General features: G+C 59.3%; 18 protein-coding genes. 13 read left to right on the top strand and 5 right to left on the bottom strand.

Translation table 11 applies throughout. The annotated features are described in order from the left end of the window. Positions 1 to 359: 359 nt before the first annotated feature. The 6 genes from ACSQ8V_RS18315 (at position 360) to ACSQ8V_RS18290 (ending at position 8,157) form a co-directional block, all read left to right on the top strand. On the top strand, positions 360 to 1,562 hold the full coding sequence (locus ACSQ8V_RS18315) for a cation:proton antiporter (protein WP_213765047.1): 1,203 nt from the start codon (positions 360 to 362) through the stop codon (positions 1,560 to 1,562). Positions 1,563 to 1,736: 174 nt separating this feature from the next. Further along, positions 1,737 to 2,852 (top strand): YbdK family carboxylate-amine ligase, encoded by a 1,116-nt coding sequence (locus ACSQ8V_RS18310; RefSeq protein ID WP_213765046.1) that lies wholly within the window; start codon positions 1,737 to 1,739, stop codon positions 2,850 to 2,852. Positions 2,853 to 3,544: 692 nt separating this feature from the next. After that, the gene (locus ACSQ8V_RS18305; RefSeq protein ID WP_213765045.1) at positions 3,545 to 4,189 is read left to right on the top strand and encodes a MarR family winged helix-turn-helix transcriptional regulator; all 645 of its coding nucleotides are present in this window, start codon (positions 3,545 to 3,547) and stop codon (positions 4,187 to 4,189) included. 197 nt (positions 4,190 to 4,386) lie between these two features. After that, complete coding sequence (locus tag ACSQ8V_RS18300) at positions 4,387 to 5,106, top strand: glutamine amidotransferase (protein ID WP_436206543.1); 720 nt, start codon at positions 4,387 to 4,389, stop codon at positions 5,104 to 5,106. Between the two features lie 1,183 nt (positions 5,107 to 6,289). Further along, on the top strand, positions 6,290 to 7,402 hold the full coding sequence (locus ACSQ8V_RS18295; protein WP_436206542.1) for an NADH:flavin oxidoreductase/NADH oxidase: 1,113 nt from the start codon (positions 6,290 to 6,292) through the stop codon (positions 7,400 to 7,402). A gap of 299 nt (positions 7,403 to 7,701) precedes the next feature. After that, positions 7,702 to 8,157, top strand: a complete 456-nt coding sequence (locus tag ACSQ8V_RS18290; protein ID WP_213765042.1) for an SET domain-containing protein — start codon at positions 7,702 to 7,704, stop codon at positions 8,155 to 8,157. 61 nt (positions 8,158 to 8,218) lie between these two features. On the opposite strand, the gene ACSQ8V_RS18285 is transcribed toward ACSQ8V_RS18290, so the two are convergent. The 3 genes from ACSQ8V_RS18285 to ACSQ8V_RS18275 all read right to left on the bottom strand — a co-directional run bounded on the left by ACSQ8V_RS18285 (position 8,219) and on the right by ACSQ8V_RS18275 (position 11,340). Next, complete coding sequence (locus ACSQ8V_RS18285; RefSeq protein ID WP_436206685.1) at positions 8,219 to 9,664, bottom strand: sensor histidine kinase; 1,446 nt, start codon at positions 9,662 to 9,664, stop codon at positions 8,219 to 8,221. 107 nt (positions 9,665 to 9,771) lie between these two features. Further along, positions 9,772 to 10,458: a response regulator transcription factor gene (locus ACSQ8V_RS18280; protein ID WP_047895218.1), complete on the bottom strand. Its 687-nt coding sequence runs from the start codon at positions 10,456 to 10,458 to the stop codon at positions 9,772 to 9,774. Positions 10,459 to 11,028: 570 nt separating this feature from the next. Beyond that, the gene (locus tag ACSQ8V_RS18275) at positions 11,029 to 11,340 is read right to left on the bottom strand and encodes a 4a-hydroxytetrahydrobiopterin dehydratase (protein WP_436206541.1); all 312 of its coding nucleotides are present in this window, start codon (positions 11,338 to 11,340) and stop codon (positions 11,029 to 11,031) included. Positions 11,341 to 11,434: 94 nt separating this feature from the next. On the opposite strand from ACSQ8V_RS18275, the gene ACSQ8V_RS18270 reads away from it, so the two are divergent. Then, positions 11,435 to 11,932 carry an Lrp/AsnC family transcriptional regulator gene (locus ACSQ8V_RS18270; protein WP_213765039.1) on the top strand — a complete coding sequence of 166 codons (498 nt, stop codon included), beginning with the start codon at positions 11,435 to 11,437 and terminating at the stop codon, positions 11,930 to 11,932. Here the strand turns inward: ACSQ8V_RS18270 and ACSQ8V_RS18265 are convergent. Next, complete coding sequence (locus tag ACSQ8V_RS18265; protein WP_436183032.1) at positions 11,929 to 12,447, bottom strand: class IV adenylate cyclase; 519 nt, start codon at positions 12,445 to 12,447, stop codon at positions 11,929 to 11,931. The two genes, ACSQ8V_RS18270 and ACSQ8V_RS18265, sit on opposite strands and share 4 nt — an antisense overlap. Before the next feature lie 115 nt (positions 12,448 to 12,562). Next, on the bottom strand, positions 12,563 to 13,483 hold the full coding sequence (locus ACSQ8V_RS18260) for a LysR family transcriptional regulator (RefSeq protein WP_436206540.1): 921 nt from the start codon (positions 13,481 to 13,483) through the stop codon (positions 12,563 to 12,565). Between the two features lie 127 nt (positions 13,484 to 13,610). On the opposite strand from ACSQ8V_RS18260, the gene ACSQ8V_RS18255 reads away from it, so the two are divergent. The 6 genes from ACSQ8V_RS18255 (at position 13,611) to ACSQ8V_RS18230 (ending at position 21,473) form a co-directional block, all read left to right on the top strand. After that, a complete protein-coding gene (locus ACSQ8V_RS18255) occupies positions 13,611 to 15,287 on the top strand; it encodes a GMC family oxidoreductase (protein ID WP_436206539.1) in 1,677 nt (558 codons plus the stop codon). Positions 15,288 to 16,618: 1,331 nt separating this feature from the next. Beyond that, positions 16,619 to 17,398 carry an ABC transporter ATP-binding protein gene (locus ACSQ8V_RS18250; RefSeq protein WP_213765128.1) on the top strand — a complete coding sequence of 260 codons (780 nt, stop codon included), beginning with the start codon at positions 16,619 to 16,621 and terminating at the stop codon, positions 17,396 to 17,398. Continuing rightward, positions 17,395 to 18,156, top strand: coding sequence for an ABC transporter ATP-binding protein (locus ACSQ8V_RS18245; protein ID WP_436206538.1), 762 nt, complete (start codon positions 17,395 to 17,397; stop codon positions 18,154 to 18,156). The genes ACSQ8V_RS18250 and ACSQ8V_RS18245 overlap by 4 nt, the downstream gene beginning before the upstream one ends. An 83-nt stretch (positions 18,157 to 18,239) precedes the next feature. Further along, entirely contained in the window at positions 18,240 to 19,463 is a 1,224-nt protein-coding gene (locus ACSQ8V_RS18240; RefSeq protein ID WP_213765034.1) for an ABC transporter substrate-binding protein, read from the top strand. A 154-nt stretch (positions 19,464 to 19,617) separates the two neighbouring features. Continuing rightward, positions 19,618 to 20,502: a branched-chain amino acid ABC transporter permease gene (locus tag ACSQ8V_RS18235; RefSeq protein WP_436183030.1), complete on the top strand. Its 885-nt coding sequence runs from the start codon at positions 19,618 to 19,620 to the stop codon at positions 20,500 to 20,502. After that, a complete protein-coding gene (locus ACSQ8V_RS18230; RefSeq protein ID WP_213765032.1) occupies positions 20,502 to 21,473 on the top strand; it encodes a branched-chain amino acid ABC transporter permease in 972 nt (323 codons plus the stop codon). The genes ACSQ8V_RS18235 and ACSQ8V_RS18230 overlap by 1 nt, the downstream gene beginning before the upstream one ends. The last annotated feature ends 350 nt before the right edge of the window (positions 21,474 to 21,823 follow it).

The following is a 21,823-nucleotide window of genomic DNA, read 5'->3' as shown; positions in this document are numbered from 1 at the left end:
CACTGAAACCCATTGTTACCGCTCGGTTCCAACTAGCGCAGGGGTTGAACAGGTGCTGCCGGGAGCTATGGCACAATCCCCGTTCTTTCGTTCGGCCGCCTTGCCGGCTTATCGCTTCAAACCGGGCTCTTCGCGAGCAACGTGGATTGAAAAAAACGCTGCAACCGTTGCCATGACAGCAACGGACCGACTGGCCAACCAGCGAATCGGCTGTCAATCGGCCAACGAGTCCCGACGGGGCTTGACGGAGCCTGAAGAATCACCGGGCAACGAACCTTTCCGGCAACGCGCACTGTTGCCGCGCATCACCTGCCCATTCACTGTCTATCCGCACTAGCTGCGAAGGAGAAATCCTCACGATGAAGTCGGCCTTTTCATTCTTACCGGTTTGGCCACTCACACCCGACGCCATTTTTTGGGCCGGTCTTGCACTGGTTGCCGCGGGCCTCTGTGGTGAATTGCTCTGGCGCGCCTGGCGTTTGCCGCGCATCACGGGCTACGCCGTCATTGGCCTGATCGCGGGCAACGCAGGTTTTGGTGTGATCGATGTCAGTTCGGCAGGAATCTCGCGACCGTTGCTCGACGTCGCGCTTGGCCTGCTTCTGTTCGAACTCGGCAGCCGGCTCGACTTGCGCTGGATTCGCCGCAATCCTTATCTGATCTTGTCGAGCATTGCGGAAAGTACGCTCACGTTCGGTTTCGTATTGATCGCGCTGACGCTGTGCAAAGTGCCGACCATGCCGTCAGTTGTAATTGCCGCAATCGCCATGGCAACGTCACCGGCCATGGTCATTCAACTGCGTACCGAACTACGCGCGGAAGGCCAGGTCACACAACGATTGCTCACGCTGACCGCGCTCAACAGCATGTACGCGGTGATCGTCGAAAAACTCGCGGCCGGCGTGCTGCACCAAGAGATCTACGGCAACACGCTCGCGACGATCGTCCAGCCGCTTTATCTGTTGCTCGGTTCGCTTTTGCTCGCGCTGCTGCTCGCGCTGGCCTGCAATCTGCTGTACCGGCGGCTGAATACCAACGACGAGCACTCGTTCGTCGCGCTATTCGGTCTCGTGTTGCTCGCGATCGCGATCGCGCATGTGTTCAAGCTGTCGACCATCCTTGCGCTGCTGGCGGCTGGGATCATCGTGAAGAATTCGAACGAGCGGCCGCAACTCTGGCCGACACATTTCGGCACGGCAGGCTGGTTGCTGACGGTGATTTTGTTCGCGTTGACGTTGACATCGTTCGAATGGCGCGATATCGCGCTGGGCGGTCTGGCTGCGTTGGCGCTGATCGTGGCGCGTTTCGTTGGCAAGCTGGTCGGCGTATTGATCTTCGCCAAACCAAGCGGCCTCAACTGGAAACAGGGCGCGGCGCTCGGCGTCGCATTGACGCCGATGTCGGCGCTCGCTTACCTGCTCGTCGACGATATGTACGTGCTGTATCCGGACTACGACCCGACGCTGCGGGCAATCGTCATGTGCTCGATCGTCGTGCTGCAAATTGTTACGCCGTTCCTCGTGTATCGCAGTTTGTCGGCGATCGGCGAACGGCGCGAGTAGCGTTCAAGCAAGGGCTAAGCAGCGTTTTATCCTGTCTTTTTCTCATTTTTATCGGGTCGCCGGCGTGTCATTGAACGGGTCTTTGAGCGCTTGAGCACGTTACCCGGCTTATCGGGCGCGTCGTGCCGATAAGGTGTCGGCCGGCACCCCAGGCTTTGTCAATCAAGAGGCACCATGTCACTCGAACCTTTCATCAACTCGGAGCCGTTCACCTTCGGCGTCGAACTCGAGATCCAGGTCGTCAACACGCACGACTACGACCTGACCAAGGCCGCCTCCGATCTCATGCGGCTCGTCAAGGACGAAAAGATCCCCGGCAGCATCACGCCGGAGATCACGGAAAGCATGATCGAGTTGTCCACGGGCATCTGTACGACGCATGAACAGGCCGTAACGGACCTCCGTGCCATCCGTGACACCCTGGTGGCCGCTGCTGACCATCTGAACGTCGGGCTGTGTGGCGGTGGCACACACGCCTTCCAGCAGTGGAGCGACCGCCAGATCTTCGATACCCCGCGCTTTCAGTACCTTTCCGAGCTCTACGGTTACCTCGCGAAGCAGTTCACGGTATTCGGCCAGCATGTGCACATTGGCTGCCCGGACCCGGACAGTGCGTTGTTCCTGCTGCATTCCATGTCGCGCTTTATTCCGCACTTCATTGCGTTGTCGGCTTCGTCGCCGTACGTGCAGGGCGTCGATACCGGCTTTCATTCCGCTCGCCTCAATTCTGTCTTTGCATTTCCGCTGTCCGGGCGCGCGCCGTTCACGCTCACGTGGGACAGCTTCGAGGAATATTTCTCAAAGATGGTGAGCACCGGCGTGGTCAACAGCATGAAAGATTTCTACTGGGACATCCGGCCGAAGCCGGGTTTTGGCACGATCGAAGTCCGGGTGATGGACACGCCGTTGTCGGTTGATCGCGCAGCGGCCATTGCCTGCTACATCCAGACGCTCGCGCGCTACCTGCTGCTCGATAAACCCCTGACGCTGAAAGAGGACGACTATCTCGTCTACACGTTCAACCGGTTCGAGGCGTGCCGCTTCGGCCTGGAAGGCAGTTGCATCGATCCGCAAACGGGCGAGCGCCGCACGATTGCCGAAGACATCCTGGCTACGCTTGACGTGATCGCGCCTCACGCTGACGCGCTTGGTTCGAACGAAGCGCTGCGTCAGGTCGGCGATATCGCCCGTAGCAACATGAACGACGCAACCTGGTTGCGCGGTGTTTTCGATCGCGAGCGGTCGCTGCACGAAGCTGTGCGCCAGCAATGTCTGCAGTGGCGCGAGTGATCGATCGCCCTTGGTTCCACCGGCTTTGATCGCCTCCAGAAAAAAAACCTGCTCCCCGGCAGGTTTTTTTTCGTCATTTTCTTTCGGACCGATGCCGATAACCTACCTCCAAGGTTTACTGTCATGAGTTCGTATACATACGTAATAGTAGTTAACAAGCATCGTGCAATTCTGTGGACAACCTATAAAATCTCCACAAACTCAACAGTTTGGAGTGCGCATAACTACGGTGTGGAGCCTTGCATCGAACGGGGTTTCGAGGGATAACAATTTGGCGGATTTGCACGCCGGGGGGTTATCAAGAATCGGCGCACATCGAATAATGTGGTTATCCACGGTGTTATCCACAGTGTTTTGTGAATAACTAAGGTGTACGTTTGGTTCCAGTCGCTTAGAATGTCGGTTTTACCGGTAGGGGGAAGCACGGCCGGTGAAACAAATGAAGCGCTGGACGGTCTAGAACAGGCGCCGCGAAGAAACATAGATGTCCTTATCCGGACGACGAACTAGCTGTATCGGTTTGATCGTCCGAATTTTGAGACGGTAGTTGATACGAAAGGATTCGCCGGTCGGATATGCCGGCGATTGAGCCTGCAGCGGCTTGGGTAAAACGAGCGGGGTCTGACGTTTTACCGGTTTCGAGCCGTTGCCGAACCATCAGATAAGCATCAAGAAAGACGAAGCGAACGACTATGAGCGAAGGCGTATATGGAGAGCAGGCCACAGGGCGGGTGACCCATGGTTTGCTGCGGTTGAGCACGGCGATGCGTAGCCAGGCGTGGGAATGGGCTGAGGGTGCGGGCTTGACGCCGACCCAGGGCGAAATTCTCGTGTTGCTGATGCAGCGGCGCGGTCCAATGCGGCTTGGCGAGATCGCACGGGAAACGGCGTTGACCGCCGCGACCACGAGCGATGCCGTCAGCACGCTGGAAGGCAAGGGTCTGGTCGAAAAGCGCCGCGCGCTGGACGACGGGCGCGCGCTGGCAGTACGCCTGACCGCACGCGGAAAGACGGCAGCCAAGAAGGCGCTGGTATGGCCGGAGTTCTTGTCGAAGGCAGTCGGCACGTTGAAAGTCGATGAGCAGTCGCAGTTGTACCGCAGCTTGCTCAAGACCATTCGACAGCTCGAAGTGGTGCAGCAGATTCCGCCGCACCGCATGTGCCTGAGCTGCACGCACCTCGAAGCGAGCAAGAACCCGAAGAAGACGCCGCATCACTGCGCGTTGCTGAACATCGACATGGCCGATACCGACCTGCGTCTCGATTGTTCGGTATACGAAGAAGGCGATCTCGCCAAGCAGAAGAAGAACTGGAAGATCTTCGCGCAGGTCGCGTAAGCGTCGCTGCCTGAAGCTTCACGTTCGCCGTCCGTGCTTCGCGCCCTGAGCGCGAAGCACGCCGGTCTCGGTTAGACTATTCGAGCCGCGCGCCCGTTGGCGGTGCGCTGGCTGCTCGACCGCGCCTCTCCCTTGTGCGCGCCGCCTGATGCCGCGCGTACTGATCCCAGCTTGCCCGCTCTCCTGGATGACCGCCGATGAAACGTGAAGTCCTGGCGATACGCCACGTCTATTTCGAAGATCTCGGCAGCCTGGAACTGGTGCTGGGCGATCGTGGCCAACTGGTACGTTATCTCGACGTGGGGCGCGCTCGCATCGACGCTCCTAATCCGCTCGATACATCGTTAATGGTCGTCCTCGGCGGCCCGATCGGCGCTTATGATGACGCGCTGTTTCCCCATTTGAATCCGTTGCTCGCCATGCTGGAAAAGCGCATTGCGGCGGGGTTGCCGACTATCGGCATCTGCCTGGGTGCGCAGTTGATTGCCCGGGCGCTCGGGGCGAAGGTTTATCCGGCGGCGCAAAAGGAACTCGGCTGGAAGGCGCTGACCCTGACCGAAGCGGGACGGGCTTCTGCTTTGCGGCATTTCGATGTGGATGGTCAGCCGACACCGGTTCTCCATTGGCATGGCGATACCTTCGATCTTCCCGATGGCGCTACGCGGCTTGCATCTACAGATGTTTGCGAGAATCAGGCTTTCAGTTGGGGCGATCACGTTCTGGGCTTGCAATGCCATCCGGAAATCCTGGTCGACCGGTTTGAAAGTTGGCTTGTTGCGTATCCGGGCGAAGTGGCGGAATGCGGGACGACGGTGACCGCCTTACGCGCCGATACGGTTCGGCATGGACCGGCGTTGGAGCGCGCCGCGCGGAAGATGTTTGGCGAATGGCTGGACCGCTTTGAGCCAGCGAAATAAAGGTTTTCGCTCGCGCCGGTGGACGGGTGTTAGGTTCTGGGGGTAGTGGTCGGGGTTGGTGGTTTCTGCGTTAGTGGTCGGAGTCAATGCCGGGTTGGTGCTTTCAGTGTTAGTGGTCGGAGTCAATGCGGGGTTGGTGCTTTCGGCCGTGGTGGTCTGCGAGAGTCGGATTTTCTCTTTATCACTATTAGCCACTGTGCGTGGCGGCACGTCATTTCTTTGTCCAAAGCGACAAAGAAACGAAGCAAAGAAAGCGCTTTAACCGCTCTACCCTAAGTGTCCACAGCGTGCAGTTTTGATTCATAGGTGCCCCAAAAGCACGGTGCTCGCCAGAGCGACGGATGTTTGAACCCCTCCTTCTCCGAACACGGATACCCACACGCTTCGCCACCAGTGATTGAACCTGCCCAAGGGACACCCCGCGCTATCCGCGGACGACCACCCACCAAGTATGTACGCGCCTCGGATCACGTCGCCAACCCGCCAAGAAACGAAGCCCCAACAATGCGTAAGGCCGTAACCGACGAAAATAACGGTGTAGGCCGCGTAGCCAACTCACCAAAGACTGAGGCAATAAATACGCGTCACGTCGAGCTGTTACGGATCAAGCTGTGACCTACGAAATAAGGGAACCGATCAAGCAGCTAACCCACCAAAAAACGAAGCATGCAGAACACGTGAGGCCGTACCGGTTCCTTGGCAATGGTGCTTGCCCGAGAGCGTACGGGGCGAAGCGTGTTCGTGTCAGGATTCGCGAGAAGGAGGGGTTCAACCATCCTCCGCTCTGGCGAGCACCGTGCTTTTGGGGCACCTATGAATAAAAACTGCACGCTGTGGACACTTAGGGTAGCGGGTTGTAAAAGCGTTTTCTTTGCTTCGTTTCTTTGTCGCTTTGGACAAAGAAATGACGTGCCGCCACGCACAGTGGCTAATAGTGATAAAGAGAAAATCCGACTCTCGCAGACCACCACGGCCGAAAGCACCAACCCGGCATAGACCCCGACCGCTAACCCCAGAACCGACCAACCCGGCATAGACCCCGACCACTACCCCCAGAACCAAGCACCCTGACCCCTGACCACCAACCTCCAGAACAGAACGCCCCAAAACCAAAACCCCGAGTGCGAACGGCCCGCCCTCAAAGTGCTATTCTGAAACGCCCTTTTCCTCCGGAAACCCTCCCATGAGCGCTCTGTTTTCGCCCTTCACGCTGCGAAGCGTGACGCTTCCGAACCGCATCGTGGTCTCACCGATGTGCCAATACTCTGCCGAACGCGGCGAAGCCACCGCATGGCACATGATCCACCTCGGACACCTCGCGCTCTCGGGCGCCGGCATGCTCTGCCTCGAAGCAACCGCAGTCGAACCCGATGGCCGCATCACCCCCGGCGACCTCGGCCTCTGGGACGACGTGACCGAAGCCGCGCTCAAACCCGTCATCGACGCCATTCGAAAATATTCGCACATCGCCATCACGATGCAGCTCGGCCACGCGGGCCGCAAAGCGTCGAGCGCAGTGCCTTGGGAAGGCGGTCAACTGATCCCCGTATCAGAAGGCGGCTGGATGCCCTCGGCACCATCGGCGATTCCGCATAAGGAAGGCGAAACACCGCCGCTAGCCCTCGACGCAGCCGGCCTGATCCGCATACGCGAAGCCTTCGTGGCGACAGCGAAGCGCGCCGCGCGCCTGGGCCTGGACGCACTCGAAGTGCACGCGGCCCACGGTTATCTGCTGCATCAGTTTCTTTCGCCGCTCGCCAACCAGCGCACCGATGAATACGGCGGCTCGCTCGAAAACCGCATGCGTTTTCCGCTCGAAGTCTTCGACGCCGTGCGCGCCGCTTTTCCCGCCGATAAACCCGTCGGCCTGCGTGTGTCGGCATCGGATTGGGTGGAAGGCGGCTGGGATCTCGAGCAGACCATCGTGTTCGTGAAGGAGTTGCAGAAACACAAGGTGGACTGGATCGATGTGTCGTCGGGTGGTGTTTCACCGCTGCAAAAAATTCCGCTGTCGCCGGGTTATCAGCTGCCGTTCGCAAAGGCCATCAAGGAAGCGACGGGCGTGAATACCATGGGCGTGGGTCTTATCACCGACCCGCAACATGCCGAAGAAATTATTGAGTCGGGCGAGGCGGATCTCGTCGCGTTGGCGCGCGCGCTGCTCTACAATCCGCGCTGGCCGTGGCACGCGGCCGCGCAACTGGGTGCGACCGTCGAAGCGCCGCCGCAATACTGGCGCTCGCAGCCGCGCGAACAAAAAGCGTTGTTCGGCGATATCTCGTTCGGTCAGCGCTGAAACTCGCGGCTTGAATTTATGGAGCGGTTGAATTCGTGCGCGCCTAACGTGTACGATGCCGTTGTTCGCCCGCATGGTTTCACCCTCACGCGGGCGGCGAAGGACAGTGAATTGCAGCACATGAAGCAACCTAACCAACCAGCGCAATGAGAAAGACAGCAACGCGGCGGCGCCTCGCATTCAGGCCGCCGCGTTTTTTTAATCCACGTTCCGGTTCGTCACCGTTCGCGTGAAACCGGGACGAGGCGAAGTTCAAGCGTCTGCTAAGCCAAACCGATTCGTTTTAAAGGATTCATTCGATGAGTTCACGGAGGGTCGCCGTCCGCCGTTCGGGCATACACGGCAAGGGCGTGTTCGCCGCGATGCCGCTCGCCAAAGGCGAACGGATAATCGAGTACAAAGGCGAACGCATTTCGTGGAAAGAGGCGTTGCGCCGTCATCCGCACAACCCGGACGAGCCGAACCATACGTTCTATTTCGCGCTCGAAAACGGCAAGGTGATTGACGGCAAGGTCGACGGCAACAGCGCACGCTACATCAACCATTCGTGCGCGCCGAATTGCGAAGCCGAAGAGAAGGAAGGGCGCGTGTTCATCCACGCGCTGCGTGCGATCAAGGAAGATGAAGAGCTGTACTACGACTACGGTCTCGTCATCGACGGTCGCATCACGAAGAAGCTCAAGCAGGAATACGAATGCCGCTGCGGCGCCAAAAAGTGCCGCGGCACCATGCTGGCGTTGAAGAAGAAAAAGTAGGGCTTTCGTAGAGCGTGTCAGCAAAAAAACGCCGCGGCAGGGTTTCCTCCGTGGCGTTTTTCTATGCCGTTTTCAAAGGCATCCGTACGATGAAGCGCGCGCCGCCTTCGGGCGCTGGAGCATCTTCGTAATGCACACTGCCATTGTGCAGGACCATGATGTCGTGGACGATCGCGAGACCCAGTCCGGCGCCGCCTTCCACGCCGTGGCCATCGCCGCGAAAAAAGCGCTTGAACAGATCCGGCTGCTGTTCCAGAGGCACGCCCGGGCCGTTATCTTCCACCACGATTTCGCCCATCCTCCGGCCGGTTTCTTCGACAGTCTGCGTCACCGTAACGGTCACGCGCGCGCCTTCGGCTCGCGAGGTGGGCACGTATTTCAGCGCGTTATCGATGAGATTGCCGATCACCTCGCGCACCAGCACGAGATTGCCGCGCACGATCAGGGGATGTTCGTTATCGCGATCGTCGAGACGCTGGAAGCCCATGTCGACACGCACAGCCAGCGCGCGCGGCACCCATTCGGCGCCGGTTTCGAACGCGAGCGTGGCGTAATCGAAGTCGGTGAAACGCGCCGCTTGTTCACCCGGCTCGGCGCGGGCGAGCGAGAGCAGCTGATTCGACAAACGCACAGCCCGATCCGCCGATGCCCGCAGTTCCTTGACCGCCTCCAGCACCTTTGCCGGGTCCTTGGCGCTCGCCGCCTGCTCGGCGTGCAGCTTCACGGCGGTGAGCGGCGTACGCAACTGATGGGCGGCATCGGCGATAAATTTACGCTGCCCGTCCAGCGCCGTTTTCAGGCGGTCGAGCAGGGCGTTCATCGCGCTCGTCAAAGGACGAATTTCGATAGGAACAAAAGATTCGTCGACCGGTTCCAGTGACATATGGGTCTGCCGGTTGAGGGTATCGGCGAGATCGGTCAGCGGGTTGAGCTGCTGGTTCACCACGCGCCATACGATCACCCAGCCGGCCAGCAGCAGGAGCAGCAGCGGCATCATGATCGCGACCATGAACTCGACCGCTATCCGATACCGCGAGCCCACGCGCTGCGCCACTTCCACAACGATCGGATTGCCGTGCGTCTGGTCCACACGCACCTGCGCCGCACGCACGCTCGTGCCCTGGAAGTTCGTCTCGAAGACATAGGCGTAGTGAATCCGGCGCACGTTCGTACCGGTCAGCGGCAGATCGGGTTCGCCGGCGATCTCGCTATCGCCGTCGCTGATCCGGTAGATCAATTGTTCGACGGGATCCGAGAACATCGCGCGGGCGAGCGGCGGCACCGTGAGCGGTGCGTCGACGCCCGCTAGCTGGATCTGCTTGGAGATAGCCGTGGCGAGATCGGCCAGCGAGCGGTCGACCACGTGCTGCGTGTATTGCCACGCAAGCCAGTACGCCATCAATCCGCTCATTAACGCGAGCAGCGACAGCGGCGCGGCAAGGCGGCGCAATAGCGAGCGGCGCAGGCTGGGCGGCACGCTCGCAGACGGGGTTGCCGAGCGCGCCAGGTGCAGCCAGTCGGCGCGGTCGAAACGTTCGTCGGGCGTGCGCCGGGGAGGGAATCGCAAGGTGCTGGTTACCGCTCGTCAGGCTGGTTATGCCATCGACAAACCGCTTACGCGGCCTGCCGGATTTCCTGCAGCAAGTAGCCGAAACCTCGCACCGTCACGATTTCCACGCGGCAGTTTTCGAGTTTCTTGCGGACCCGGTGCACGTAGACTTCAATGGCGGTGTCGCCGAGATCGCCGCCAAAGTGCGTCAGGTGATCCTGCAACTGCGCTTTGCTGACCACACGGCCGTGGCGTAGCAACAGCATTTCGAGCACGGCGAATTCACGCGGCGACAATTCCAGCGGTTTTTCGTCGTTGAAAATGCGGCGATCCACACCCGACAAGCGCAAGCCGCCCAGCGATACTTCCGGACGCGGTACATCGCCATGCGGGCCGCTGCGGCGCATCACGGCACGAATGCGCGCTTCGAGTTCGGCGGGTTCAAACGGTTTGAGCATGTAGTCGTCGGCGCCGCTGTTCAGGCCCTGGACGCGGTCATGCAGTTCGTCACGCGCGGTCAGGATAATCACTGGCGTATGACGATTGCCCTGGCGGAAACGCGACAACAGCGTCATGCCGTCGATACCCGGCAAGCCGAGATCGAGAATCACCAATTCATGGCGATTTTGCGTGAGCGCCTGCTCCGCGAAAATGCCGTCGTGGACCATATCGACGGTAAAGCCGGCTTGTTCAAGGCTACTTTGAATGCCGCGCGCGATGGGGCGGTCGTCTTCGATCAGAAGGATTCGCATGGAAGTCGCTCTTATACGATGGGTTGGGCTCGATTGTGCGTCGCGGCCGCCAGCCGGAATTGCCTACCTTTCTTTACCGCGGCGCCGTCCGAGTTATATCAGCAATCTTTTACGCCAAACGCTGCACGCGCCTCACTGTGCAGCGATTCTCCTGCGGCCGGACACGCCGGAATTCCCTGCTTCGCGGACGCCACCCCGCGGCCGGTTTCCAGCACGTCCGCTTGGTCCCTATGGCGACGAATTCGGTCGTTGAAAGAGATAAACGGACTGTCCAAACCGTATGCGCTGCTGATTGTACAGTGTCGGTCTGTGCCGCCGATGGACTGGAGTCGTCAGAACGCATAAGGCCTTGTGAAAGCTTACGCCTGTACGAGCGGTTTTCTTTCTCGTTGAAAGATTTCATTGCCGCAGACTTGCAAACACCTTTGTTTCTGCTTTCGAATAAGCGAGTTTTGGTCCCATACAGGCTTTTCCCAGCTCGCTTATTGCGGATTTTGAATGTCATCGTCTGTAATACGGCTGTTACGCATTTGTCGCGGTAGTCAGGTTGGTAACCGGATTTCAGGCGCTTCAGGTTATGGAATCGATGAATCGCGCGAGGGTTATATCGCGTTCTGTCAGACCTTTTGCCGTATGCGTCGAGAGCGTGATTTCCACTTTGTTGTACACATTCGACCATTCTGGATGGTGATCCATTTCCTGCGCTTTTATTGCCACGCGGGTCATGAAACCGAATGCCTCGTTGAAATCAGCGAACTTGAAACTTCGGAGAATCGAGTCGTTGTCCGCGCTGAGTTGCCAGTGCTTTAACTCTGCGAGAAGTTCGGGCAGTTCGTCGGTTGTAAGCTTCTTGATCATGTCGGGACCTCTTTGCCTTTGCATTAGCGATGGCTATTCTGGGTGCAAGGACCACGCCTGCGGCCAAGAGAACACGCGGTAAGCTTGCGTCTTTCGGCTTTTCACGCAGGATATCCACATGGTCGACCTCGATCACTTTGATCTCGCGCTGCTCGACGTTCTTCAGCGCTTCGGCCGCGCGACGCATCAACAACTCGGCGAGGAAGTGCCGCTGTCGCCATCGCAGATAGGCCGCCGCCTGCAACGCCTGGAGGCGACCGGCGTGATCGATGGTTACCGGGTTGTGCTGCGTCCCGAAAAACTCGGCCTCGGCGTGACCGCTTTCACGAGCCTTAAGCTGAAGCATCACGGCGATACCGCTATCGACCAGTTCCAGCAGCAGATCGAGGCGCTGCCCGAAGTGCTCGAATGCCATGCGACGGTTGGCGACGCAGATTACCTGTTGCGAATCGTCGCGCCGGATTTGAACGCGCTGTCAACGTTCGTCATGAAAAAACTGATGCGAGTTCCTGGCGTGGACAGCGTGCGCTCCAATATCGTGCTGACCACATTCAAGCGCAACGGGCCGCTGCCGCTGGGACATCTCGCAGCCACTCCGCCCGATTCCGCCGATTAAGCCGGCTCGCTCAGCAGATCGACATACGCGACCGGCACAAGGTCGCTCACCGACACGCCAAGCTTCGCAAACAATTCCTCTGCTTCCTTTTCGCCGCCGGCTTCGTCGTCATCCTGGGCGAGCAGTACTTCCAGTTCGATGAAATCGCCCAGTCCGTCCACGCGGTCCAGATGAATCCGCGTGCGCCCGACGATATAAACGTGCCGCTCCTTATTCACGATGCCGCGCGTGTTCAGCGCCTGTGCGAGCAGGGCGTGGGTGGCTTCGGGGTTGGTGACCGGGCTGCGCGAGTAATACGACACCTTCGGGCCATCGCGGTCGTCGCGTTGATAGAAAATCAGTTCGGCCGGCGTGTTGTCGTCGAACTGACGCAGTTTGAGGCGGCCGTTTGGCACATCGTAGAAAAAATCCTGCTGGCGATAGATCATCGGCGGTTCGCTGGCCAGCGCTGCTGCGCGCGCCAGAAGCTGGTCGAACTGATGCGCGCGAGCCTTGATTTCGATATTGCGTGCCATGTTGGATTTCCTGTTCACGTGGGCGCCAGATGCGCGTCCCTCAGACTAACAAAATTTGATGACCGGAAGATTCATCGGCTTCCGGTCATGACGTTCATAACGGTTGTTCAGGCGACTAGGTCGCCCATTGATCTTCAATCAGACGTAACGCCGCCGCGATACTCGGCTCCTCGCGACGCTCCGCCAGCACGATGAACGAAAGCTGGGTAGGCACCGTGACGCCTTCCACGATAGTCAGCGCATGCGCATGCGCTTCGGCCAGCGCGATGGAATCGCGCACGAGCGTCAGGCCCACGCCCGACTTGACCAGATCGAGCATCGAAGGCTCCTGGTCCACTTCCGCGACTTTGACCGGCTGGACCCCGTGGGCGTCGAAGATCCGCGTGAGCAAGCGGTTATGAGCCGATTCCGCCGGCGTCCAGATCCAGGGCAGCCGGGCCAGCGCCACCCAGCCATCCGCCCCGCCTTCTGCGCGCTCGGGCCGGTTCACGCGCTCCTTCCAGCCCGCCGGCGCCAGCACGCGATACAGATACGGCTTCAACTGTACGACATGAAAGCGCTCCGGATCGCGGGGTTCATCGATTGCAGGATCGCCGATATAAAACCCCACATCGAGATCGCGCGCCTTGATGCGCTCGAGCACCCAGCCTGACATGCCATGCCGCAAAGCGGTTTCGATGCGCGGATACGTTTCCACGAGCGCCCGCAAGAAGCCGCCCAGACGCAGGAATTCGGGATCGAGGATCGTCCCGATGGTCAGGCGGCCGCTGACCTCATGTCGAAGCGCGGCGGCCACGCGCCGGACCTCGCTTGCAGCCGTCAGGGCTCGCTCCGCGTGGGGCAGGAGGGCTTCACCGTCGCGCGTGAGGATCAGGCCATGCGACGTTCGCGAGAACAACGTGACGCCCAGCGTCTCCTGCAGGTTCTTGATCTGCAAGCTGACGGCGGGCTGCGACACGTGCAACAACACGGCCGCGCGCGTGAGATTGCCTTCGCGGGCGACGGTGACAAAAGCGCGGAGAAGAGTCAGGTCCATGCCTGATATTAGCCCAGCTTATAAAGCTGTTGAAGATATCTGATTGGATTGCTGCACTGCGTCCGCAGTACTTTGTGCGTTTGGGACAGAGCGAAGCCGTTTGAAGCGGCTTGGGCAGGAGACACAGATGAAACAGGATGCGCGCAAGCTTGAAGGCGAATTTGATTACATCATCGTGGGTGCGGGAACGGCGGGGTGCGTGCTTGCCAATCGGCTGACCGAAGATGCCGATGTGAGTGTGCTGCTGCTGGAAGCCGGCGGCAGGGACAACTACCACTGGATTCACGTGCCGGTCGGATATTTGTATTGCATCGGCAATCCGCGCACGGACTGGCTATACAAGACGCAGGCTGAAGCCGGACTCGACGGACGATCGCTTTCGTATCCGCGAGGCCGCGTGCTGGGCGGTTGTTCGTCGATCAACGGCATGATCTACATGCGTGGGCAGCGCGAGGATTACGACGACTGGGCCCGCGTTACCGGGGACCGCGACTGGTCCTGGGATTCGGTGTTGCCGGTGTTCAAGCGCAGTGAAGATCACCACGGCGGTGGGAATCAATGGCATGGCGCCGGGGGCGAATGGCGTGTCGAGAAACAGCGGTTGAAGTGGAAGGTGCTGGAAACATTCGCGCAGGCGGCTCAGGAGAGCGGTCTTCCTGCTACTGACGATTTCAATCGTGGCGACAACACGGGCGTTGGTTACTTCGATGTGAACCAGCGCAGCGGGATTCGGTGGAATGCATCGAAGGCATTTTTGCGGCCGGCGATGAAGCGGCCCAATCTCACCATCATCACGGGTGCTCATACGCAGCGGCTGGTGATGGAGGGCAAGCGTTGCGTGGGCGTGGAATATCGTGGTGGCGACACCGACTATCTGGCCAAGTCGCGATGCGAAGTGATTCTGAGTGCGGGCGCGGTGAATTCGCCGCAATTGCTGGAGTTGTCCGGTATTGGGAATGGGGCGCGGCTGCGGCAACTGGGTATCGACGTCGTGCAGGACCTGCGGGGTGTTGGGGAGAATTTGCAGGATCATCTACAGCTTAGGATGGCTTACAAAGTGCATGGCGTGCGGACGTTGAACACGTTGTCGGCGCATTGGTGGGGTAAGGCGTGGATTGGCTTGCAGTACGTGTTGACGCGAAGCGGGCCGATGTCGATGGCGCCGTCGCAACTGGGGGCGTTCGCGAAGTCCAATCCGGATGATTTGACCATTACGCGGCCGGATGTGGAGTATCACGTGCAGCCGTTGTCGCTTGATCGGTTTGGGGAGCCGTTGCATTCGTTCAATGCGTTCACGGCTTCGGTGTGTCCGTTGCGGCCGACGTCGCGGGGGAGTGTTCATATTGCGACGCCGGATGCGCGGGATGCGCCTTTGATTGCGCCTAATTATTTGTCGACTGATCGTGATCGTGAGGTTGCGGTCAATGCGTTGCGTTTGACGCGGCGGATTGTTAGCGCGCCGGCGTTGGCGAAGTATTCGCCGGAGGAGATTTTGCCGGGGCCGGCGTTTCAGACGGACGCGGAGCTTGCTGTTGCGGCGGGGAAAGTCGGGACGACTATTTTTCATCCGGTGGGTACGTGTCGGATGGGGGCGGATAACGATCCGGCGGCCGTTGTTGATGGGCGGTTGCGCGTGATTGGGGTGAGCGGGTTGCGGGTGGTCGATGCATCGGTGATGCCGACGATTACCTCTGGCAACACGAATTCCCCGACATTGATGATCGCTGAGCGGGCTAGCGAGATGATTCGCGCCGATCGACGGTTTTTGTTTTCGCTCGCGCCGGTGGACGGAATGTCTAGTTGATTTCGCTCGCGCCGGTGGACGGGGTTTGGGGTGTTTCTGGGTTAGGGGTCGGTGCTGGGGTTGCTGGGTTAGCGGTCGGGGTTGGTTTCGGGTTGCCAGGTTCTAGCGTTAGCGGTCGGGGTCTATGCTGGGTTGGTGCTTTCGGCCGTGGTGGTCTGCGAGAGTCGGATTTTCTCTTTATCACTGTTAGCCACTGTGCGTGGCGGCACGTCATTTCTTTGTCCAAAGCGACAAAGAAACGAAGCAAAGAAAACGCTTTTAAACCACGCTACCCTAAGTGTCCACAGCGTGCAGTTTTCATTCATAGGTGCCCCAAAAGCACGGTGCTCGCCAGAGCGAAGGATGTGTGAAACCCTCCTTCTCCGAACACCGATACCCACACGCTTCGCCACCAGTGATTGAACCTGCCCAAGGGGCACCCCGCGCTATCCGCGGACGACCTCCCTCCAAATATGTACGCGCCCCGAACCACGTCGCCAACCCGCCAAGAAACGCGGCCGCAAAGATGCATGGGGCCGTAGCCACGAAGACAACGCGCAGACCGCGCCGCTAACTCAACAAGACGTGAAGCCGTAAATATGCGTTCGCCCGTGTAGCCCACAAAAAAAGCAGCGCGTGCTCGGCCAACGCACCAAGAAACGCGGCAGCGAATGCGTGTGAGGCCGTGCGGGTTCATTGGCAATTGTGCTTGCCCGAGAGCGTACGGGGCGAAGCGTGTTCGTGTCAGGATTCGCGAGAAGGAGGGTTTCACACATCCGTGGTGCTGGCGAGCACCGTGCTTTTGGGGCACCCATGAATGAAAACTGCACGCTGTGGACACTTAGGGTAGAGCGGTTAAAGCGTTTTCTTTGCTTCGTTTCTTTGTCGCTTTGGACAAAGAAATGACGTGCTGCCACGCACAGTGGCTAATAGTGATAAAGAGAAAATCCGACTCTCGCAGACCGCTAAGGCCGAAAGCACCAACTCCAACCGCTAACCCAGCAACCCCGACCAACCCCAACCGCTAACTCAGCAACCCCGGCCGCCCCGGCCCCCTAACCCGAAACACCCCCAAAACCGTCCACCGGTGCGAACGAAATTCCCGTGCGAACGAAAAAACCTGCTTAAAACTAAGTGCAAATCCCGATGATTGCGCTGCATCATTGGCGCGACAATAAGGCGTGCGCGCTTGATGCACCGCAGGTCTGCATCACCATTGTGCAGCACGCAAGAAGTGCAACAGCAGCAGCGCAATCACCCAGACCAACACCGCCAGCAAAATCACGGGAATGCGCCAAAAGCGCGCCGAGCTGAAGCTGAAACAAAGGCTCAAACAAAGCACGGAAGGGGACATGATTCTCGGCGATACGATTCTGGAAACCCGCGGCCTGACAAAAGAGTTCAAAGGCTTCACCGCCGTCAACGGCGTGAACCTGCGCGTGCGTCGCGGCTCCATCCACGCATTGATCGGCCCCAACGGCGCGGGCAAAACAACCTGCTTCAACCTGCTCACCAAGTTCCTCGAACCCACCGCAGGACAAATCGTCTTCAACGGCATCGACATCACCGGCGAACGCCCCGCGCAAATCGCCCGCCGCGGTGTCATCCGGTCATTCCAGATTTCCGCTGTATTCCCGCATCTGACAGTGATGCAGAACGTACGCATCGGTTTGCAACGCTCACTCGGTACATCGTTTAAGTTCTGGAAAAGCGAACGCGTCCTCGACGCACTCAACGACCGCGCCATGGACCTCCTCACCCAGGTCGGCCTGACCGATTTCGCTGATACCACTACGGTCGAACTTTCCTATGGCCGCAAGCGCGCACTCGAAATCGCCACCACGCTTTCGATGGAACCCGAACTCATGCTCCTCGATGAACCCACGCAAGGCATGGGTCACGAAGACGTCGACCGCGTGACGGCGCTGATCAAGAAAGTATCAGCGGGACGCACCATCCTCATGGTCGAACACAACATGAACGTGATCGCGGGCATCTCGGACACCATCACCGTCCTTCAACGCGGCGAAGTGCTGGCCGAGGGCAGCTATGCAGAGGTATCGAAGAACGCGCTGGTGATGGAAGCCTACATGGGCAGCGCCGACGCAGCGCTCGCCGGAGCGCACGCATGAGCACGATCGTGGAAGAACGCCGCGCAGAACAATCGCGCGAAGCATCGACTCAGGAGCCGGCGCTGGAGCTCGTCGGCACGCAAGCCTGGTACGGTGAATCGCACATCCTGCACGGCGTGGACCTGACCGTGCATCGAGGCGAAGTTGTCACGCTGCTCGGACGCAACGGCGCAGGCCGCACGACGACGCTGCGCGCCATCATGGGCCTGACCGGTCGTCGCACGGGGTCGATTCGTATCGGCGGACATGAAACGGTCGGCATGTCGACGCACAAGATCGCGCACTACGGCGTGGGGTATTGCCCGGAAGAACGCGGCATCTTTTCAAGCCTCTCGTGCGAAGAGAACCTGCTTCTGCCGCCGCTTGTAGGCCCGGCGAAAGACGCCATGTCGATCGATGAAATCTATTCGATGTTCCCCAATCTCAAGGAACGCCGCAGCAGCCAGGGCACGCGCTTGTCGGGCGGCGAACAGCAGATGCTGGCGGTCGCGCGCATCCTGCGTACCGGCGCGAACCTTCTGCTGCTCGATGAAATTTCGGAAGGGCTTGCGCCTGTCATCGTTCAGACGCTCGCGCGGATGATCATGATGCTGAAGGCGCGCGGCTACACCATCGTGATGGTCGAACAGAATTTTCGTTTTGCCGCACCACTCGCCGATCGCTTTTATGTCATGGAGCACGGGAAGATTGTCGAGCATTTCGACTCCGGCGAACTCGACACGAAAATGCCAGTGCTGCATGAGCTGCTCGGGGTTTGAAAAACGCTCAACATACGTTCAACGCAAGTTCAACGCATCAGCATGCGGCCAACCGCAAGAACAACAACTCAACGGAGACTGTAATGAAGAAGAAGACCCTCGCGCGCCTGTCGGGACTCTGCCTTGCGGTTGCCACGGCCACAGCTTCGCTGATGGCGGGCAACGTCCAGGCGGCCCCGGGCGACACGGTGAAGATCGGCTATATCACGGACTTGTCCGGCCTGTATGCGGACATCGATGGGCAGGGTGGCCTCGAAGCCATCCGCATGGCAATTGCGGATTTCGGCGGCAAGGTGAACGGCAAGCCGATCGAACTCGTCTACGCGGATCACCAGAACAAGGCGGATATTGCAGCATCGCGGGCGCGTGAATGGATTGACCGCGATGGCGTGAACGTGATCATTGGCGGTACGAATTCGGCAACCGCGCTGTCGACGAATCAGGTCGCGGGCGAAAAGCATATCCCGTACATCAACATTGGCGCAGGCGCGGACAACCTGACCAACGAGCAGTGCACGCCGTACACGGTTCACTACGCGTACGACACCATGGCGCTCGCCAAGGGCACGGGATCGGCCGTGACGAAGCAGGGCGGAAAGACGTGGTTCTTCCTGACGGCCGACTACGCGTTCGGCAAGGCGCTGGAAAAGAATACGTCCGACGTGGTGAAGGCTAACGGCGGCCAGGTGCTCGGCGCGGTCCGTCATCCGTTGTCGGCCTCTGACTTCTCGTCCTTCCTGTTGCAGGCGCAATCGTCGAAAGCGCAGGTGCTGGGTCTGGCGAACGCTGGCGGCGACACGATCAACTCGATCAAGGCCGCGAAGGAATTCGGCATCACCAAGACGATGAAGGTCGCGGCGCTCCTGATCTTCCTCTCGGACATCCACAGCCTCGGCCTCGAAACCGCGCAAGGCCTGGTCGCAACCGATAGCTGGTACTGGAACAAGGACGCTACAACGCGCGCCTGGGCACAGCGCTTCTTCGCCAAGACGAAGAAGATGCCGACGAGTCTTCACGCGGCTGATTACTCGGCGGTCACCACGTACCTGAAGGCGGTACAGGCGGCTGGCACGACGGATAGCGACAAGGTGATGGACCAGTTGCACAAGATCAAGATCAACGACTTCTACACGCAAAATGGCTACATTCGTGCGGACGGAAGCATGATCCACGACATGTACCTGATGCAGGTGAAGACGCCGGCGGAATCGAAGGAACCTTGGGACTACTACAAGATCACGGCGACCATCCCGGGTGATCAGGCTTTCGCCACCAAGGCTGAATCGCGCTGCGCGTTGTGGAAGTAAGCGGCGGGTTGACGGCGGCACAGCGGATGCGCGCGTGACGCCGAGCGTTTGAGGCTTCCCGTCGCTAAACGATCCGCATGATCGATCGACGCATGACGGCTTGCTCATCTTGAGCCAGGCGGCATGCGTCGAAACTACTCTGACGGCAGATTCAATGGAAATTTTCGGCATTCCGCTCGCGGCGATGATGAGCCAGTTGCTGCTCGGGCTGGTGAACGGATCGTTCTACGCCATCCTGAGCCTCGGCCTCGCGGTGATTTTCGGCCTGCTCAACGTGATCAACTTCGCCCACGGCGCGTTGTTCATGCTGGGCGCGATGATCACATGGATGGGTTTTTCGTATTTCAATGTGCCGTACTGGGCCATGCTCGTGCTCGCGCCGCTGATCGTGGGCGTGTTCGGCATCGTGATTGAACGGACGATGTTGCGTTGGCTCTACAAACTCGATCATCTGTATGGCTTGCTGCTGACGTTCGGCTTGACGCTGGTGATTGAAGGCGTGTTCAGGTCTATCTATGGTTCATCTGGCCAGCCCTACGACGTCCCCGAACTGCTGTCCGGTGCAACGAATCTCGGCTTCATGTACCTGCCGAATTATCGCGCCTGGGTGGTGCTGGCGTCGCTGGTCGTGTGTTTTGCGACGTGGTTCGTGATCGAGAAAACGCGGCTGGGGGCGTATCTTCGCGCGGGCACCGAGAACCCGAAGATGGTCGAGGCATTCGGTATCAACGTGCCGTTGATGGTCACGCTCACCTACGGGTTCGGCGTGGCGCTCGCGGCATTCGCGGGCGTGCTTGCCGCGCCGGTGATCCAGGTGTCGCCGCTGATGGGGCAATCGATGATCATCACGGTTTTCGCGGTGGTTGTTATCGGCGGAATGGGGTCGATCATGGGATCGATCCTGACCGGCCTCGGGCTCGGCGTGATTGAAGGCCTGACGCGCGTGTTCTATCCGGAAGCCTCTGCGACCGTCGTTTTCGTGATCATGGCGCTGGTGCTGCTCGTGCGCCCGGCGGGACTTTTCGGCAAGGAAAAATGATGGTTAGGAAAGTGCTCTACGGCGTGTTGCTTGCCGGCCTGATCGCGGCGCCGTTCCTCGGCGTGTACCCGGTCTTCATGATGAAAGTGCTGTGTTTCGCGCTGTTGGCGGCCGCCTTCAATTTGTTGATCGGCTATACGGGCCTGCTTTCGTTCGGCCACGCGATGTTTCTCGCCAGCGCCGGTTATTCTGCTGGTTATGCGATCCAGACGCTCGGTTTTACGCCGGAACTCGGCGTGATTGCGGGCACGGCGATAGCGACGTTACTGGGTCTCGTGGTCGGGCTGTTCGCGATCCGGCGCCAAGGCATCTACTTCGCAATGGTCACGCTGGCGCTCGCGCAGATGGTCTATTTCGTGTTCCTTCAGGCGCCGTTCACGCACGGCGAAGACGGTATGCAAGGCGTGCCGCGCGGCAAACTGTTCGGCGCAATCAGCCTCAGTTCCGACCTGACGCTCTATTACGTCGTGCTCGTGGTGATGGTGCTGGCGTTTGGTTTTATCGTGCGCGTGGTGCATTCGCCGTTCGGGCAAGTGCTGATCGCGATCAAGGAGAATGAGCCGCGCGCGATCTCGCTGGGGTACGACACCTCACGTTTCAAGCTGCTGGCGTTTGTGTTGTCGGCGGGATTGGCGGGACTGGCCGGCGCGCTTCAAACGCTGGTGCTCGGCTTCGAGACACTCGGCGACGCCTACTGGACCATGTCCGGTCTGGTCGTGCTAATGACCCTGGTGGGTGGCATGAGCACCATGTTCGGGCCTTTGCTCGGCGCGTTCATCATTGTGGCGCTGGAAAATCGTCTCGGCGATATCGGCACTGCCCTGTCTTCGCTCACGGGTATAGATTGGTTCAACTCGCTCGGAGAGTCGGTGACGATCGTGACGGGCCTGATCTTTATTGCATGCGTGCTGCTGTTCCGGCGCGGCATTGTGGGAGAAATCGTCGCGCGGGTGAAGCCGCTGCGCGGCTAGAACGACGGGAGCGGGAGCGACGCAATTTAGTTGGTGATCCGAACTATAGTGTTTGCGAGCAATGGTTTTCCCCTGGTTAACCGCAGCATTTAACAGGACCTGGATAAACTGGCGCCCAATAAAGGTGCTAACGTGCACCACTAGGGTAAATGCTAGGTTGTCGGTATTGGTTGCGCAATCTAATATCCGTTTCAGTTCTGTTGCACCGAATTTTGAGGTGGAGAACGAGGAGACAACGAGGCATCAAGTGCCCGACCGAAAGCGCTGTTGGATGACTCCAACAGCGCTTTTTATTTGTACTCCGCCTTCACGGATTTTCACTTCCAAATCGATTTATTCTGCCGGGATCA

Source organism: Caballeronia sp. LjRoot31, assembly GCF_964253885.1.
Taxonomy (GTDB): Bacteria; Pseudomonadota; Gammaproteobacteria; order Burkholderiales; family Burkholderiaceae; genus Caballeronia.
Note: the sequence above shows the minus strand (reverse complement) of the source record. Positions and strands in the feature narration are given on the sequence as shown.